Annotated in this window: 13 protein-coding genes and 1 riboswitch; of the genes, 6 read left to right on the top strand and 7 right to left on the bottom strand. The window is 55.5% G+C overall.

Features of this window, described 5'->3' with window-relative positions:
- Positions 1-230: 230 nt before the first annotated feature.
- Positions 231-857 carry a Uma2 family endonuclease gene (locus tag H6G13_RS06235; RefSeq protein ID WP_190482289.1) on the bottom strand — a complete coding sequence of 209 codons (627 nt, stop codon included), beginning with the start codon at positions 855-857 and terminating at the stop codon, positions 231-233.
- Positions 858-974: 117 nt separating this feature from the next.
- On the opposite strand from H6G13_RS06235, the gene cobO reads away from it, so the two are divergent.
- Positions 975-1,652 (top strand): cob(I)yrinic acid a,c-diamide adenosyltransferase, encoded by a 678-nt coding sequence (gene cobO / locus H6G13_RS06240; protein ID WP_190482290.1) that lies wholly within the window; start codon positions 975-977, stop codon positions 1,650-1,652.
- Here the strand turns inward: cobO and H6G13_RS06245 are convergent.
- Positions 1,624-1,863, bottom strand: a complete 240-nt coding sequence (locus H6G13_RS06245) for a hypothetical protein (protein ID WP_190482291.1) — start codon at positions 1,861-1,863, stop codon at positions 1,624-1,626. The two genes, cobO and H6G13_RS06245, sit on opposite strands and share 29 nt — an antisense overlap.
- Before the next feature lie 191 nt (positions 1,864-2,054).
- Between H6G13_RS06245 and H6G13_RS06250 the strand changes: the two genes are divergently transcribed.
- Positions 2,055-2,645: a GIY-YIG nuclease family protein gene (locus H6G13_RS06250; protein WP_190482292.1), complete on the top strand. Its 591-nt coding sequence runs from the start codon at positions 2,055-2,057 to the stop codon at positions 2,643-2,645.
- 172 nt (positions 2,646-2,817) lie between these two features.
- On the opposite strand, the gene H6G13_RS06255 is transcribed toward H6G13_RS06250, so the two are convergent.
- A complete protein-coding gene (locus H6G13_RS06255; protein ID WP_190482293.1) occupies positions 2,818-3,993 on the bottom strand; it encodes a TRC40/GET3/ArsA family transport-energizing ATPase in 1,176 nt (391 codons plus the stop codon).
- Between the two features lie 398 nt (positions 3,994-4,391).
- Between H6G13_RS06255 and glgA the strand changes: the two genes are divergently transcribed.
- Positions 4,392-5,867, top strand: a complete 1,476-nt coding sequence (gene glgA / locus H6G13_RS06260) for a glycogen synthase GlgA (RefSeq protein ID WP_190482294.1) — start codon at positions 4,392-4,394, stop codon at positions 5,865-5,867.
- 140 nt (positions 5,868-6,007) lie between these two features.
- Here glgA and H6G13_RS06265 read toward each other — a convergent pair whose 3' ends face one another.
- Together H6G13_RS06265 and H6G13_RS06270 are read right to left on the bottom strand one after the other, a co-directional pair.
- On the bottom strand, positions 6,008-6,898 hold the full coding sequence (locus tag H6G13_RS06265) for a DMT family transporter (RefSeq protein ID WP_190482295.1): 891 nt from the start codon (positions 6,896-6,898) through the stop codon (positions 6,008-6,010).
- 183 nt (positions 6,899-7,081) lie between these two features.
- Positions 7,082-7,957: an NAD(P)-dependent oxidoreductase gene (locus H6G13_RS06270; RefSeq protein WP_190482296.1), complete on the bottom strand. Its 876-nt coding sequence runs from the start codon at positions 7,955-7,957 to the stop codon at positions 7,082-7,084.
- 203 nt (positions 7,958-8,160) lie between these two features.
- Here H6G13_RS06270 and H6G13_RS06275 point away from each other — a divergent pair, with 203 nt between their 5' ends.
- Positions 8,161-9,213 carry a folate-binding protein YgfZ gene (locus tag H6G13_RS06275; protein WP_190482297.1) on the top strand — a complete coding sequence of 351 codons (1,053 nt, stop codon included), beginning with the start codon at positions 8,161-8,163 and terminating at the stop codon, positions 9,211-9,213.
- Between the two features lie 101 nt (positions 9,214-9,314).
- Here H6G13_RS06275 and H6G13_RS06280 read toward each other — a convergent pair whose 3' ends face one another.
- Positions 9,315-9,995, bottom strand: coding sequence for an exopolysaccharide biosynthesis protein (locus H6G13_RS06280; RefSeq protein WP_242028165.1), 681 nt, complete (start codon positions 9,993-9,995; stop codon positions 9,315-9,317).
- Complete coding sequence (locus H6G13_RS06285; RefSeq protein WP_190482298.1) at positions 9,974-12,772, bottom strand: cation-translocating P-type ATPase; 2,799 nt, start codon at positions 12,770-12,772, stop codon at positions 9,974-9,976. The genes H6G13_RS06280 and H6G13_RS06285 overlap by 22 nt, the downstream gene beginning before the upstream one ends.
- A gap of 155 nt (positions 12,773-12,927) precedes the next feature.
- Between H6G13_RS06285 and H6G13_RS06290 the strand changes: the two genes are divergently transcribed.
- Together H6G13_RS06290 and H6G13_RS06295 are read left to right on the top strand one after the other, a co-directional pair.
- Entirely contained in the window at positions 12,928-14,022 is a 1,095-nt protein-coding gene (locus H6G13_RS06290) for an ATP-binding protein (protein ID WP_190482299.1), read from the top strand.
- Positions 14,023-14,275: 253 nt separating this feature from the next.
- Positions 14,276-14,415, top strand: a riboswitch (cyclic di-AMP (ydaO/yuaA leader).
- 117 nt (positions 14,416-14,532) lie between these two features.
- Entirely contained in the window at positions 14,533-15,894 is a 1,362-nt protein-coding gene (locus H6G13_RS06295; RefSeq protein WP_190482300.1) for an SLC13 family permease, read from the top strand.
- The last annotated feature ends 21 nt before the right edge of the window (positions 15,895-15,915 follow it).

Here is a 15,915-nt window from a genome sequence, read left to right on the forward strand (position 1 = left end):
CTACTTTTTTGGGTAAAGGAAAGCAAGGCGGCAGCGCTAGCCACGCCTCAAAGTAGGTTAAAGAGTTCGCCGAGATCTTATGATTGATCCAGCGTTTCAGCCTACCGGGTTTAGGTTGGACGTTAGGGGGGATTGGGGTGTATCAGACCTCTCTCCTCCCGCTAGGCTCATCGCCTTGCATCTCTCAAATTATCAGAACCAATTTAGAAGTACAACCGTAGGGGCTCAATTTACCGCCCAGCTCCCAGCACAGCTTCTGCTGTCAGGGTCAATTTAGGGAAAACGGCAGAAACGATCGGCTGATCGCCTCGCAGAATTTGTCGCTCATAGCGACCCTCTTCGTTCAAGACACAAACGGTTAAGGTTGGCTGTTTTGGGCGACCGATGAAAAACTCACCGCCCAGCCCTTGATAATCTGCAATCCAATATTCTGGAATGCCAAGCAGGGCATAGTCTTCAAATTTACGCGCGTAGTCGTTTTGCCAATTGCTGCTGACAACTTCAGCCACGAACTTGATGGTGCTACCTAGAGTCACGACGGGCTGGCTAGCCCACAACGGCTCTTGAGGCAGCGCAGATCGATTTAGCACAATGACGTCTGGTCGGAACCCAGTCCCTGTTGCCAGGGGCTTAATGAGACAGCGATGGGGAATAAAGTAATCGAAGCCTTGCTGAATAATCTCGTAATTGAGCCATCGGGCAATAACTGCAGCAACCTCCTCATGTGGTCCAGTAGGTTCCAAATCAAACAGTTCTCCGTCAATCAATTCATAGCGAGCATCATCGCCATAGTGAGCGAGGAAATCGTCAAAACTTAACGGCAGAGGTTGAGTAGATCGATCAGTTGCGAGTGCCATGATTGCCTCGGCAGTTGCATCGGTCGCGGCATATAGTCAGTTTATGATTGATCTAGCGTTTCAGCCTACTGTAGAGAGGTTGAGCATTTTAAGACGTTCTGAATTCTGATGCCCGCCATGCCTAACGATTCCCAACCGGCTGAAGCCCTCGATGATGCCGCAGTTCGCCTTGATGATGAAGCGGTGGCAGCGGGATTGTCTGACGAGCAGTATCGGCGCAAGATGCAGCGTCGCAAAGAGGTGCAGGAGCAGCGGCTGGCAGAGCGCACCCTAAAGAAGGGGCTGATCATTGTCCACACCGGCAACGGCAAGGGCAAGACCACAGCAGCCCTGGGCATTGTCATGCGATCGCTCGGCCACGGGTTCAAAGTAGCGATTGTTCAGTTCATCAAAGGAGCCTGGGAGCCGGCGGAGAAAGCCGTGCTAGAGCGCTTCTCAGAGCAGCTCACCTTTCAGGCTATGGGCGAAGGCTTTACCTGGGATACTCAGGATCGGGAGCGAGACATTCAAAAAGCGACAGAAGCTTGGGAAGCAGCCCTGTCCTACATTCGCAATCCCGAGTACAAGACTATCCTGCTCGACGAGGTCAACATTGCCCTCAAGCATGGTTTTCTCTCGGTCGAGCAGGTGCTAGCGGGTTTAGCCGAAAAGCCAGAGCAAACCCACGTCATTTTGACCGGACGGGGTGCGCCACAGGAGTTGATCGACCAAGCTGACCTGGTGACCGAGATGAAGCTGGTGAAGCACCCGTTCCGGGAGCAGGGGGTTAAAGCCCAGCCGGGAATTGAGTTTTGAGCACAAACTTCTGGAGCAGCAGAGCAGTATCTTCGCCGTCGGGCAGGCCGATGACGTTTTCATAGATCCGGGGGTGTTCGATGGGGGAAAAGTCTGATTCAGCAGCAGCCGGATCGGGAGCGACAACCAGCAGCGATGCGATCGCACCGACAAACCCAAACACAAACATCCACACCAGAACAGGCAACTGCCTGGAAATTTTTCGGTTCATGGAGGCCCTTACAATTCAACCCGGTAGCTCAAGGACAGTATGCCCAAAGGCTCCAGCGTTCCATTCTAACCATTTCATCTACCCTTTGACTAAGACGCTGCCTGACGTCAGAAAGTTCAAAGAAATTTGGCCTGCATCTAGCGTATTCATACTATTATCGAGAGCCATGACCCGCTACATCTGGCCTATGCATGGCTGAGTACCAACCCTCTTTTTTACCTGAAGCTGACCTGCGGGCGGCAGACCTCTCTTGGGCCTATAACCGCACCCCTCAAGCCGACATCCCCCCAGCAGAACTACAGGACTGGAAACGCCGCATCCTTGATTTTCAGCAGGCGGTTCAGGCGGCTCCCCAGGCCGAGCAGGGTTCTCTCTTTAGCGCCTGGGAAGCCCCCAACCCAGTCGATGCCCTTGACCCATTTACCCTACCCCAGCGCAACGCCGAGTTTTGGCGCGGCCAATTTAGCGAGTCAGGAGTGCCCGCACTCTACTTTGTCGTCGATCACGAGCTGCCAATCTTGCTCTATGTAGGCGAAACCATCAAGTCAAACCAGCGCTGGAAAGGCGAACACGATTGCAAACGCTACATTCTCAACTACATTGCCGCCCATCGGCCCCACGATTTGCCTGTTAGCGTCAACATTGGCTTTTGGCCGTTTGCCCCGTGCGATCGCAAAGCCCGCCAGTCCCTCGAATCAGACCTAATCTGTCGCTGGCGATCACCTTTTAATAAAGAAAACTGGACATTTTGGAGCACTCCCTTCGTCGGTGGAAAAGAGTAAAGGGCGATCGCCTACTTTCAGGCCAAGCCCGACTACCAAGAGCGGTGCTACCAAGCGCTGAATGTGCGATCGCCCTTTACAGTGGCGGAGGGGCTAGATCTACTAGCAGCAGATTTTCATCTACCGCCTACTGAGCGCACCTCCCTAGAAGCCATTCATCCAATTGATGACTCTAAGTTCCAAAGCGGATCTTGAGGTAGTCATCCTCCATCTTGGCCCCTGAGGGTTGTAGGGCTGCTAGGGCTTGAGGCAGCACCAAGTTGCGGCGATGATTGCCAATGCGAATATTGAGTTCATCCGCAGACTTGCTCAGCTCAATTTTGTCTTTAGGAATGCCCGGCAGATAGACCTCTAGGCTGTAGGCGTTATCGGCCTGCACCACCCGCAGCGTAGTTTCTTTGTAGTAGACCTGAGCCGGGTCTTCTTCGCCGTAGAGAATGTCCTTTAGACGTTCTAGGGCTGCTAGGCCACACATTTCTTCTGAGAACAGCGGCACTTCTTTGACCGGCAGCGGGTGGAAGTTCTCATGAATTTCTTGGCGGTACTGCTGCTGGCTTTCCTTCCATCGCTGGAAGAAGGGGTCTTGCACGCTATCGGGAATAATGCGGTTGGCAATAATCAAGTCCGTGCCCACATTGTAAAGACTCAGGTAGGCATGAGCCCGCAGAGACTCCTTGATTACCATCTTTTCAGGGTTGGTCACCAGGCGAACGGAAGTGACGCTAGCATCGGTCAAAACCTTTTCCAACGCCTCTAGCTGCTCGTAAAACTCGTAGGGGGCATCCATGACCTCCTGAGTAGGCAGGGAGAACCCAGCCACCGGGCGAAAGATCGGCTCAACCAGGGGCCGCAAAGCTGCTGAAACTGCCTGAAAGGGCTTGTAGAGACGACGCATATACCAGCCCGCTACCTCCGGCAGGCTCAGTAGCCGTAGGGCCGTTCCGGTCGGAGCAGAGTCGATAATCAGTACATCGAACTCGCCCTCGTCATAGTGGCGCTTCATCCGCACCAGGCTAAAGATCTCGTCCATGCCGGGGAGAATGGCTAGTTCTTCGGCCTCAACCCCCTCCAACCCCCGCGCCTGAAGCACCTGGGTAATGTAGCGCTTGACCGCGCCCCAGTTGCCCTCTAACTCCATCAGGGCGTCGAGTTCGGCTCCCCAAAGGTTGGGCTTGACCTGTTTGGGCTTGTGCTCTAGCTCTATATCGAAGCTGTCGGCCAGGGAGTGAGCCGGGTCGGTGCTCAGCACCAGGGTTTTGTACCCCAGTTCGGCGCAGCGCAGCCCTGTAGCCGCTGCAACGGAGGTCTTGCCAACCCCGCCCTTGCCAGTCATAAGAAGTACGCGCATCAAAATCCAGCCCGTCTCAGAAACGTTACATATCTTCTAATCTATCGGCTTTGCGAAGGGTTCGGCCATTGAACTCTTGTGGGAATGGGTGCGATCGCTGCCAAAGACCTTTGAATCGACAGTTGATCAACGGTCTGAATTAGAGGCCGTTAGCTGCATAAAACCCACCGCATAAAACCCGTCGCTACGTATTTTCAGCCGACTGATTGTTTGTCCGATCATAGGCTACCTGATGCGGTCTTGCCCGGTGTTAGCCGCCCCTTCAACCCTTCTTCATTTCCTCTACCGATTTACTGATTTACAGCATGGTAAAAACGCCACCTTTGTCACTTGCCTCATTTCCAACATCCTGTTTGAATGAAAGCTATAAAAATGAAGTTTTATAACGGGAAAGCGGCATGTACATTGTGCAGATTGCCTCAGAGTGCGCTCCGGTAATCAAAGCAGGTGGTCTGGGAGACGTGGTTTATGGTCTCAGCCGGGAGCTGGAGAGCCGAGGCCACACAGTCGAGCTGATTTTGCCTAAGTACGACTGCATGCGCTATGACCACATCTGGGGTTTGCACGATGCCTACCGGGATCTCTATGTACCCTGGTACGGCCATGCGGTGCACTGCTCGGTTTACTGCGGCTGGGTCCACGGACGGCTGTGCTTCTTTATTGAGCCGCACAACGATACGGGCTGGTTCAACCGGGGCGCTTACTACGGCTGCGACGACGATGCCATGCGGTTTGCCTTCTTTAGCAAGGCCGCTCTAGAGTTTTTGCTGAAAAGCAACAAGCGCCCCGACATCCTTCACTGCCATGACTGGCAGACGGGTCTAGTGCCTGTGATGCTGTACGAGATGTACAAGTACTACGGCCTGGAGTCTCAGCGGGTGATGTTTACCATCCACAACTTTAAGCACCAGGGCTTTGCGGGCAGCGACATTCTCCATGCCACAGGGCTAAATCGGGAGGAGTACTATTTCAGCTACGACAAGCTGCAAGACAATTTCAACCCCTTCTCGCTCAATTTCATGAAGGGCGGCATTCTCTACTCCAACCACGTCAACACAGTGTCACCTCACCATGCCTGGGAAGCCCGCTATGGCGACTGCAGCTTTGGCCTGGGTCACACCCTCTCGCTGGTTGAAGATAGGTTCTCCGGCATTCTCAACGGCATCGATTACGACGTGTGGAACCCAGAAAAAGACGATTACATCCCCTATCCCTTTGGGCTCAGCACCTTTGAAGACAAAATTCTCAACAAGAAAGCATTGCGGGATCGCCTGCTGCTCCAGCAATGCGACAAGCCTCTAATTGCCTTTATTGGCCGGTTAGACGACCAAAAGGGAATGCACTTGGTCCACCACGCCATGTATTACGCGCTGGAGCAGGGAGCCCAGTTTGTGCTGCTAGGTTCGGCAACAGATCGTCGCACCAATGACTGGTTCTGGCACGAGAAACGGTTCCTCAATGACAACCCGGATTGTCACCTGGAGCTGAGCTTCAATGAGGAACTGGCCCACCTAATCTATGCAGGTGCCGACATGATTTTGGTGCCGAGTAACTTTGAGCCTTGCGGCTTGACCCAGATGATCGGCCTAAGATACGGCACAGTGCCCATCGTGCGCGGTGTGGGCGGCCTGGTAAACACCGTCTTTGACTGGGACTACGACCAGAATCGCCCCCCTGAGGAGCGCAACGGCTTTGTGTTCTACCAGACCGATAATGTTGCCCTAGAGTCGGCCATGAACCGAGCACTGGGCTTCTACAACAACGCTCTAGACGGTTTTAAGCAACTGGCCCTGCAGGGCATGCAGTACGACTTCTCTTGGAAGAGTTCAGCGGATGAGTACCTAAAGGTGTACGAGTACATTCGTCACAAGTAACTACTTTTGTCTTGCAGCCTGTGTTGCTGTGCAAAGATTGAGGCAACCCTAACAGTAGGAGAGCTACTGCTCGGATGTTCTAACCTGGCTGTGCCTTGAGTGACCATACAACTGTTAGAAAAGCCAGTCAGCAGCGTACTTTAACTCGGGCCGGCTCGGCTCTGCAGCCCTTTTCCCAGCAGGTCGTTGGCAATTGCAGTTCCCAGCAAGATCAGGCTGCAGCCCGCCACCATTGAAGCCGTCACGGTTTCTTCCAAAACTGTGACTCCCCACAGCATGGCAAACAAAGGAACCAGGTAGGTGACAGTTAGGGCCTTCGTCGAACCAACGTTTTGAATCAGGCGGAAGTAGAGAATATATGCCAGCGACGTTGAGCATAGGGCCAGGGCTAGCACGGCTGCCAGAATACTCGCTGAAGGGGGCGCTACTGGCAAGGTAAACGGCAGGGCTGGCAGCAGAAACACGGCTGCACTCAGCTGGCTAGCTGTTGCGATCGCAATCGGCGGCACACCCGCTAGCTGCTGTCTGGCGTAGGGTGCTGCGATCGCATACAGTGAAGACGCCAACAGCCCCGCAGCTACCGCTCTAAAGAAGGCAGGCGTCATGACAACAGGCTGCCAGCCGATTAAGACCGTCACTCCCGCAAAACCCAAGGCAAATCCTAGCAGGCGGCTGCCGGTTAACCTTTCCTTGAGCCAAACTGCTGCTACGACAGAGCCAAACAGCGGCGAGGTCGCGTTGACAATTGAAGTAAACCCAGCAGGCAGAGACAGAGAAGCAAAGGCAAGCAGAGAAAAGGGCAGGGCCGAATTGATGCAGCCCACGACAAATAGCGGCAGGGCCGCCCGCCGCACATGAGGCCACAACTTCAGGCGAAGCAGCAGCGGCAGCAGTGCCAGCCCCGCCACCAAAACCCGCAGCTCAATTAGCCAAATGGGTCCAAGGACAGGCGCTGCCAGCCGCATAAACAGAAAGGAGCCACCCCAGAGGGCAGCTAGCAGCAACAGTTCGGCCAGGTCTGAAAGTCGCATAGCGGGTTGGCTAAAGGATTGCAGAATGGGATGCAACAGGATTCTTCCCAGCTTGGCTATCTAGTCGGAGCACAAAGCCCGTCTTGTTACCAGAGAGGAAAAGCAGGGATAGAATCTGAGGCTGCATGGACTCAAGTTATCAACCGTCCAGTCTCCAAGCCACCCGATTCTTGCGCTGATAGGTTAGCCCATTCCAGACTGCTGCCGCACGCTGCGGGCTAGAGCCGACACATCTTCGTCGCCAAACCCTTGAGCAATCAGGCCATTTTCGATCTGCTCCACAAAGGCTGCCATCGGTAGGCTCACTCTGAGTTCTCGTGCGGCTTCTAGTGCGATCGCAAGATCCTTGCGGTGCAGCCGCACCCGAAACCCCAGAGGATAGCTGTTGCTGATCATGTTGCCAGAGCGGTGAGTCAGCCCCCAAGAACCAGCCGCCCCACTACCGACGGCCTGCACCACCTGCTCCATCTCCAGCCCAGCCTTTAAGCCTAGAGCCATGCCTTCGGCCACGGCCCAGTAGGTGCCTGCCACAATGATCTGGTTGATCGCCTTCGTGATCTGTCCAGCTCCAATAGGCCCAACATGGGTGAGGGTTTTACCCATCGCAGCCAGCACCGACTGCACCCGCTCAACCACTGCCGCCTCACCCCCAATCATGATCGATAGCGTGCCCTGCTTGGCTCCTTCCGAACCGCCCGAAACCGGCGCATCCAGCATCGCAATGTCTTTTGCCGCCAGTTCCCCAGCAATTCGCCGCGTTACCCCAGGGCTAATTGTAGACATATCAACCACCACTGTCCCCGGCTGCGCTCCGTAAATCACCCCGCCCTCACCCAGAATGACGGTCTCTACGTCCGGCGTATCGCTAACGCAGGTGATCACCACCTCTGCCGCTGTCACTGCTGCCTGGGGAGACTCGGCCCGGCTAGCCCCAGCCTCCGCCACAGGCACCTCCCGCTCACGAGTCCGGTTGTGCACCGTGACCTCATGCCCCGCCTTGAGCAGGTTCAGCGCCATCGGCACCCCCATCGTTCCCATTCCAATAAAGGCAACCTTCATCGATCGTGTTCTCCAGGTGGTTGTGGTCAGGTTATCACGAGGGAGTAGGTGGGTAGAGGGTGAAGGGTGAAGGGTAGGGGAGTGGGGAGCAGAGACAACACAAGTCCCCTAGCTCATCTACTCATCTACTCTCCCACTCATCCACCCCGCGTCTTCTTCAGCAAAACGGTAGAATTTCATACGACACTCTCACCCTCGAACCTATGTTGGAATCGCTCAGGGCAGTCCAAAAAAAGGCTGGCGCTCAGTTTGATGATCAGGGAATTCCGCTGTCTTTTGGTCAGGATGGGGGGGCGCTGGCGGCGGTTGAGAAGGGGGTAGCGGTGTGCGATCGCAGTCATTGGGGTCTCTTGCAGGTTTCTGATGAGGATCGGTTGCGCTTTTTGCACAACCAGAGCACCAATGACTTTCAGCGGCTCAAGCCAGGAGAGGGGTGTGAGACGGTCTTTGTCACTTCGACGGCGAGAACAATTGATTTAGCGACCGCTTATGCCACAGAGGCAGCGGTGCTGTTGCTGACTTCTCCTGGTCAAGATGAGCGGCTAATGACCTGGATGGACCGCTATATCTTTTTTGCTGATAAGGTCAAGCTGAAAAACTTAACGGCTGAAACAGCCATATTCTCACTGGTAGGGCCAGAGAGCGGCTCGCTGTTGACTCGGTTAGGGGAAGTTGCTTTGCCAGAGCCGCTGCATAGCCACACGCTCACCACCTTGGGCCAGGCAGAGGTGCGAGTTGCCGCAGGCAGTGGGCTAGCCTCCCCTGGATTTACCTTGCTGGTAGCGGTTGAGCAGGCAGCAGACCTCTGGCAGACCTTGGTAGAGGCTGATGCCGTTGCTGCGGGTGAAACTGTATGGAATCAGCTGCGGGTACAGCAGGGCCGCCCGGTGCCTGGCGCAGAGCTGACCGAGGACTACAACCCTCTCGAAGCGGGACTGTGGCAAACACTCTCCTTTGAAAAGGGTTGCTACATCGGCCAGGAAACCATTGCTCGGCTTAACACCTACAAAGGGGTTAAGCAGCAGCTTTGGGGCCTACAACTGCAGGGACAAGCCAGCCCCGGCACCCCCATTACCCTAGGCGACGACAAGGTTGGCTTGCTGACTAGTGTTGTGGAAACAGCAACAGGCACTTTGGGGCTGGGCTATATCCGTACCAAAGCAGGCGGCGCAGGGTTGACCGTTAGGGTCGGGGATACAAACGCAACGGTAATCGAGGTACCTTTCCTCTCACGGGGCTATTTGGCCGCTGAGTGAACTCTGCAAGAGGTTTATCCAGGGGATTAAGGGGTGTCTCAGGCGAGCCCGTCTGACATCCTTAGTTGAGCCTCGAATTCCACGCGCCTTAAACGGATGGGTTAAGAGAATAAATTTCGCAGCCCTTCGGGAGCAGCTTGAAACAGGTTACGAAGCACTTCAGGCGATCGCCAAAGCAGATAGCCTAGGGTGCCAAACAAAACCGTGTTCAGGGCGGTTAACCCGTAGCTTACACAGAGCAACAGCCCGTCTTCCTCCAGGGTGGCAATGACAAAGGCCAGAATGCCGACGGTAGGAATAGGGTTGGTCATGGGCACAGGGCTCATTAACAGCAGCGCCAGCCAGCTAATGCAGAAGCCGTTGATCTGCCACACCGCAGGATGTTGGGTAATGCCTGACCAGCGGGGATGAGCAATGCGCTCTATCCAACGGCTCAGGCGCTTGAGGGGATTGAGCATTTGCTGGGCCAGTTTCTGGGGAAACTGAAAGCGGGCAATCCGCTCAGGCAGCCAAGGGGATCGCCGCCCCAGAGCCATCTGAGCAGACAGCAGCAGCGCTCCCCCGCCTAATACCGTGGTAAAACCTGGCGGCAGCGGCACGAGAAATGGCAACACCAGCAGCCCAATCACCAGTGAGAATCCCCGTTCCTGGGTTTCAGCCAAAATTTGGCCGAGGGTAAGGGGCTGATCAATGAGCCTTTCCAGCAGAGCCCTAATTGCCTCAGAGAAGTGAACGGGCAAGTTCTCTGGCTCTTCTGGGGCTAGATTCGACGGTTCTTCCATATCTGAGTAAACAGTTTTTCTAGTTCAATCCAGACAAACATCAGAGTGCTGAAGCCAAAGCAGATTGCCAGCTCGCCTGCACTGAGGAAGTACAGACCAAAAAAGGCCCGCAGCGGTGGCGAGTAGATCAGCAGTAGCTGCAGCACGGTAGTCAGCACCACGGCCCCTAGCACAAAGGGGTTGGAGAAGGGGTTGAGCTGGAAGGTCATGCGGGTATCGGAGCGAACCGCCATAGCATGTCCCATTTGGGCCAAGCACAAGGTAGTAAACACCATCGTCTTCCAGGTTTCGGGGGCACGGGGGTAGTCAGGGGCGTGAGTATGAGAGTAGGCCCAGACCATCAGAGCGATGGTTAGGATTGCTAGCACTACCCCCACTCGGAGCATGTAGGAGCCTAGACCCCGGGCAAAGATGCTCTCTCGAGGGTTATGGGGAGGCCGCCGCATGACGTCGGGCTCAGCCGGTTCCATCGCTAGGGCTAAGGCGGGTAGGCCATCTGTTACTAGGTTCATCCAGAGAATTTGCAGTGGGGAGAGGGGCACCCCCCCCAGGCCGATCAGGGGAGCTGCGCCAATTGTCAGCACTTCCCCAATATTGCTGCCCAAAATGTATTTAATGAAGCGTCGGATGTTGTCGTAAACAACGCGGCCTTCTTCCGTGGCAGCGACAATGGTGGCAAAGTTGTCATCTAGCAGAACCATGTCGCTGGCCTCTTTACTGACGTCGGTGCCGGTAATGCCCATAGCGATACCGATGTCGGCCTGCTTCAGGGCGGGGGCATCGTTAACACCGTCGCCGGTCATGGCCACAAATTCGCCTCGCCGCTGCAGCGCCTGCACAATTCTCAGCTTGTGTTCGGGGGCTACCCGAGCATAGACACTTACGTGAGACACTTTCTCTTCAAGCTGCTGCGGGCTGAGTTGCTCGAGTTCACGCCCAGTGACAATCTCATCGCCAGGGCTAGCAATGCCCAGATTTTCTGCGATCGCTTTTGCCGTCAGCTGGTGGTCGCCGGTAATCATCACCGGACGGATGCCGGCCTGTCTACATTCAGCGACAGCGGTGCGGACCTCAGGGCGAGGGGCATCTAGCATGCCGACCAGGCCCAGCCAGACCAGATCTTGCTCCGCTGCCTCTAGCTCGCTTTCGGGAGGCAGGGCAAACAGGGTTTTGGTCGCAAACCCCAGCACCCGCAGGCCGCGACTGGCCATCTGGTTATTTTGCTCTAGGATGCGATCGCACATGTCTCGCGTTAGCGGTTCCTGTGTGTTGCCGTGCTGCCAGAAACGGCAGTGCTCCAGCACCAGTTCGGGCGATCCCTTGGTCAGCATCACCAAGTCGTCGGCCCCTGCATCGGTTGATGACTGAACGACAACGCTCATTCGTTTGCGCTCAGAAGAAAAGGGAATTTCGCTGATGCGCCGATAGGTTTCGGCCAGCTTGCCTTTGTCAAAGCCACCTTTGCCCGCCAGAGCCAGCAGCGCCCCCTCGGTAGGGTCGCCCAAAATCGTCCAGATGCTGCCCTGTTTTTGCAGGTTGGCATCGTTGCAGAGGGCGCAGGTCTGCATCAGCGTTTGTACTTCGGGCTGCTGCTCCAGGTCAACAGCCTGGTTTTGCCGCAGCAGTTCACCCGACGGTGCGTAGCCTTCCCCAGTCACCTGCAGGAGGTCGCTGGGGGTGGCAATTTGCTGCACCACCATCTTGTTTTGGGTTAAGGTGCCAGTCTTGTCAGAGCAGATAGTGGTGACTGAGCCTAGGGTTTCCACCGCCGGTAGCTTACGGATCAGGGCATGGCGGCGTACCATCCGCTGAGTTCCCAAGGCTAGGGTGACAGTGATGACGGCAGGCAAGCCCTCTGGCACCACGGCAACAGCCATACTCAGAGACACTTCCAGCAGCTCGTCAAACAGGCTCAGGTCGCCGGTTCGCACCAAGCCGAAAATCACCACCAGTACCACCAGCACCATGGCCCCTGTGACCAGCACGTTGCCCAGCTGAGTCATACGCTGCTGCAGCGGCGTGGGCTCAGACTCGACTGACTGCAGCATGGTGGCAATGCGGCCCAGCTCAGTGTTCATGGCAGTGCCCGTGACCAGCACCTTGCCCCGCCCCTGCAAAACTTCGGTGCCCTGAAACACCAGGTTGAGCCGATCGCCTAGGGAAGCGTCTGCCTCTAATACCAACCCAGGCTGCTTATGCACTGCCTCAGCTTCACCAGTTAGAGCGGCCTCTCGAATTTGCAGATTAGAGGCTTCTAGCAGACGGCCATCAGCAGGTACCTGCACCCCCGACTCCAGCAGCAGAATGTCGCCGGGAATCAGCTCTTTAGCCGCGACCTCCTGCTCCTGCTCGCTGCGGATCACCCGCACCCGGGGAGAGGTCATGTTCTTGAGGGCTGCCAGCGCCTTCTCAGCTCGGCTTTCCTGCACGTATCCCAAAATGCCGTTGAGGATGACGATGGCGAAAATTGCGATCGCATCCTTAGGAAACCCGCCCGCCCGCAGATCCAAGAACAGCGACACCAGCGCTACTGCAATCAGCATCAGCAGCATGATGTTTTTAAACTGATCCCACAGGATTTCTAGAGCGCTGCGGCCAGCCGTCTCCTCCAGCTCATTAGGGCCATATTGGCTCTGCCGGTCCGCCACTTGGTCTAGGGTCAGCCCCACTTGGCGGTCACTATTGAGCAAAACCACAGCCTTATCAGGAGAGAGCGCATGCCAAGCCGTCGAGGATGCCTCAAGGGGAGCTGTTTTCAGGGAAGGACTGCTAGCCATAAAAGATGCGTATTTTGAAATTGCTTATTTCGGGAACCAGGGAGACGGGCACTATAGAAAAGTACTCTGTTAGCCTTTATAGCACTATTTAATAGTGCTATAAAGGTGTAAGGTTAAAGTCTTAATGCCATTAAGAATCATGCCCAACCTATTTCATGGTCAATAGTCCCTTCCTGCCGCAGCAGTTGATTGGCCGAAAAGCAGAGCTGCACCAGATCTGCCAGCTTTTAGACCAAGACAGCGACTTTCTAGTTGTCGGTGTTTCCGGCATTGGGCGGCGCACCCTGATTCAGGCTGCAGCCCACGCAGTGGGGGCTAGAATCATGACTATCGACTGCTTGCGGTGCCGCAACGGCAGTCAGTTTTTGCGGCTGTTGGCCGACAGCCTGACAGAAACATTCGCTACTTTAGGCGAACTGGCCCTAATGCAGCGGTGGATCACTGAGCACCCCCTTTCCCTAGATCAGGTTTCTTCCCCACCCCGCCTCACTTGGCCAGAAGGGTCGGGCCATGAGTGGTCCCGCTTTGAGGCCCTGCTGGCGCTGCCGCAACATTTGGCAGAAGCTCTCGACTGTCAGGTGGTGATTGTATTCCATAACCTGTCCCACATTCGCTCCTGGGATCGCAAGGGCCGCTGGGAGACCCATCTCAGGCAAAAAATCCAGGCCCATAGCCGGGTCAGCTATGCCCTCATTGCCACCATGGCCGAACCCTGGGTCTACGACAGTGGCCTACCTGTCATCCACCTCGACCCCCTGGCTGATGCCGACCTTGAATCTTGGATGGTCACGACGATGGCCACTGAAGGACTCAAGTTCGACCCAGACAGTCAGGCCCTAAAGCTTTTTCTCAGCTATGTTCAGGGCCACTTTGGCGATGCCATTGCCTTAGCCCAACGACTTTGGCTAGAGCATCAGGTCTTTGTTGCCAGAGACTGCCCTGGGCTAATTCAGGCGCACCATGTTCAGCGCAGCCTACTGGGTCTAGTGCAGGATATGGCCGTTACCTTTGAGGCGCTAATTCTGCTGCTACCGCCCACCCAAGCTCGGGTACTGGAGATCCTGGCCCTCGATCCTACCGATAGCCCCCAGTCGCAGGCCTATATCAAAAAACATCAGCTCTCGCGCGGGGGCGGTTTGCAGGGAGCCCTTAACAGCCTGGAGCAAAAGGGCTTGATTTACGGGCCTAACTTAAGCTACCGAATTGCCCTGCCCCTGCTGAACTTTTGGCTAAAGCAGCGGCTGAATTAAGAAGCTACTTGAGAAGTCGCAGCGCTTACCTGGATTCCCCTAAGTCCCCTACAAAAGGGAGGTTGGGAGGATCTTACTGGCTAAGCGTGCTGAGAGGAACTTTTCAAACAGCCTTTAACTTCGTAGCAGACCGCTGCTGTGAAGTTCATAGGAATAACCAGAAATTCACTGCTTAAGCCTTCTCTCTGGCCGAGAAGATTGCCCTACTTAAGAAGAAATGCTAATTTCGATGGAAACTCACAAAGTTCTTGTCCCATTGAGTCAGCCTAATTCAGCCCCCTGGGTTGAAGCGGAGGAACCAGTTTCCAAGGGGGCAAACCTCGCCTCAGGCGAGGGGGAGACCTCTCACTCCCAGCCCGTCAGCTAACTTCGTCGGCATTGAGGGCAGACTCGCTAGAAGCAATATTGTCCTATGTCTTTGCAGACATAGGCAAATTCACCTTCTGCCGATCTCCTGACCCTGGTCTTGTATCTGGATGTCTGAAATTTGGGTGTCTGTAAGGAGACGACATGGAAGGCGTGCCTGCGATCGCAACCTCTTTTGGCCAACTGGCAGCACTGGCGATCTTCGCCAGCGTTATTTTTCTGATCATTACCGAATGGCTGCACCTGACGATTGCCGCCCTGTTGGGTGCCCTCTTGCTGGTGTTTCTGAATGTGCTGACGCTGGATGAGGCGATCAGCTACATTGGCCGCAGCCATGCCACCCTGGCCCTATTCTTTGGCGTCATGGTAATGGTGCGGGCCTTTGAGCCTACCCGCATTTTTGAGTATTTAGCCACCCAGATGGTGCTACTGGCGAAAGGCCAGGGTAAACGGCTGTTGCTGGGCATCGTGGCCCTAACCACGCCCGTCTGCGCGGTTTTGCCGAATGCCACCACGGTGATGCTGCTGGCCCCACTGATTCCGCCGCTGGCTGCCGATATCGGGGTTGACTATGTGCCCCTGCTGATTCTCATGGTGTTTGTAGCCAACAGCGCTGGCCTGCTAACGCTAGTGGGCGACCCGGCAACTTTCATTGTGGGGGATGCCATCAATATGAGCTTTCTTGAGTACCTGACGAAGCTGAGTCTAGGCGGCGTTGTGGCTCTGGTAACCCTAGTATTTCTAGTACCCTTTCTGTTTTCAGAGATTTGGAACCGACAGCTTGACGATCTGTCAAATCTGCCCCAGCCCGAGGTGAACCACCCCCGCATGCTGGCCTTTGGGGGGGTGGTTGTGGCCCTGGTGCTGATCTTTTTTGTGATTGGAGAGAGCCTGCCCGTTCCCATTCCGCCAGCCCTGGTGGCACTGCTGGGGGCGACCCTGTGCCTACTGCTAACCCACCAAAGCAAAATCGACTCCATTCAGAACGTGCTGCGGGACGTGGACTGGAGCACCCTGATTTTCTTTATGAGCATTTTTGTGCTGATTGGGGGGCTGGAGAAAACTGGTGTCATCAGCGGGGCCTCGGGCGTTCTCGCCCTGCTATTGGGCCAGAACATTGTCCTAGGCTCGATTTTGCTCCTGCTGTTTGTCGGCTTGCTCTCTAGTGTGGTGCCCAATATTCCTCTGGTGGTGGCAATGGTGCCGCTGCTAAAGGAGTACTTAGTGACTGTGGGCATGGCTCCCCCAGAAGTTCTCAGCGCGGGCTACACCGGCAGTTTCCCCCCCGAAACACTGCCCCTGTTCTACGCCATGATGTTTGGTGCAACCCTAGGTGGCAATGGCACTCTGGTCGGCGCTTCCTCTAATATTGTGGCCGCAGGCATTGCTGAACAGCACGGTAAGGCTATCTCGTTTCAAACCTTCCTGCGTTACGGCATGCCCCTGATGGCCATGCAGCTGACCACGGCTGGACTGTTTGTGCTGGTTCGGTTTCTGCTGGTGTAAGGGGGGTAGAGGCGAGCCGTG

The organism is Pseudanabaena sp. FACHB-2040 (assembly GCF_014696715.1).
Lineage (GTDB): Bacteria > Cyanobacteriota > Cyanobacteriia > Phormidesmidales > Phormidesmidaceae > JACVSF01.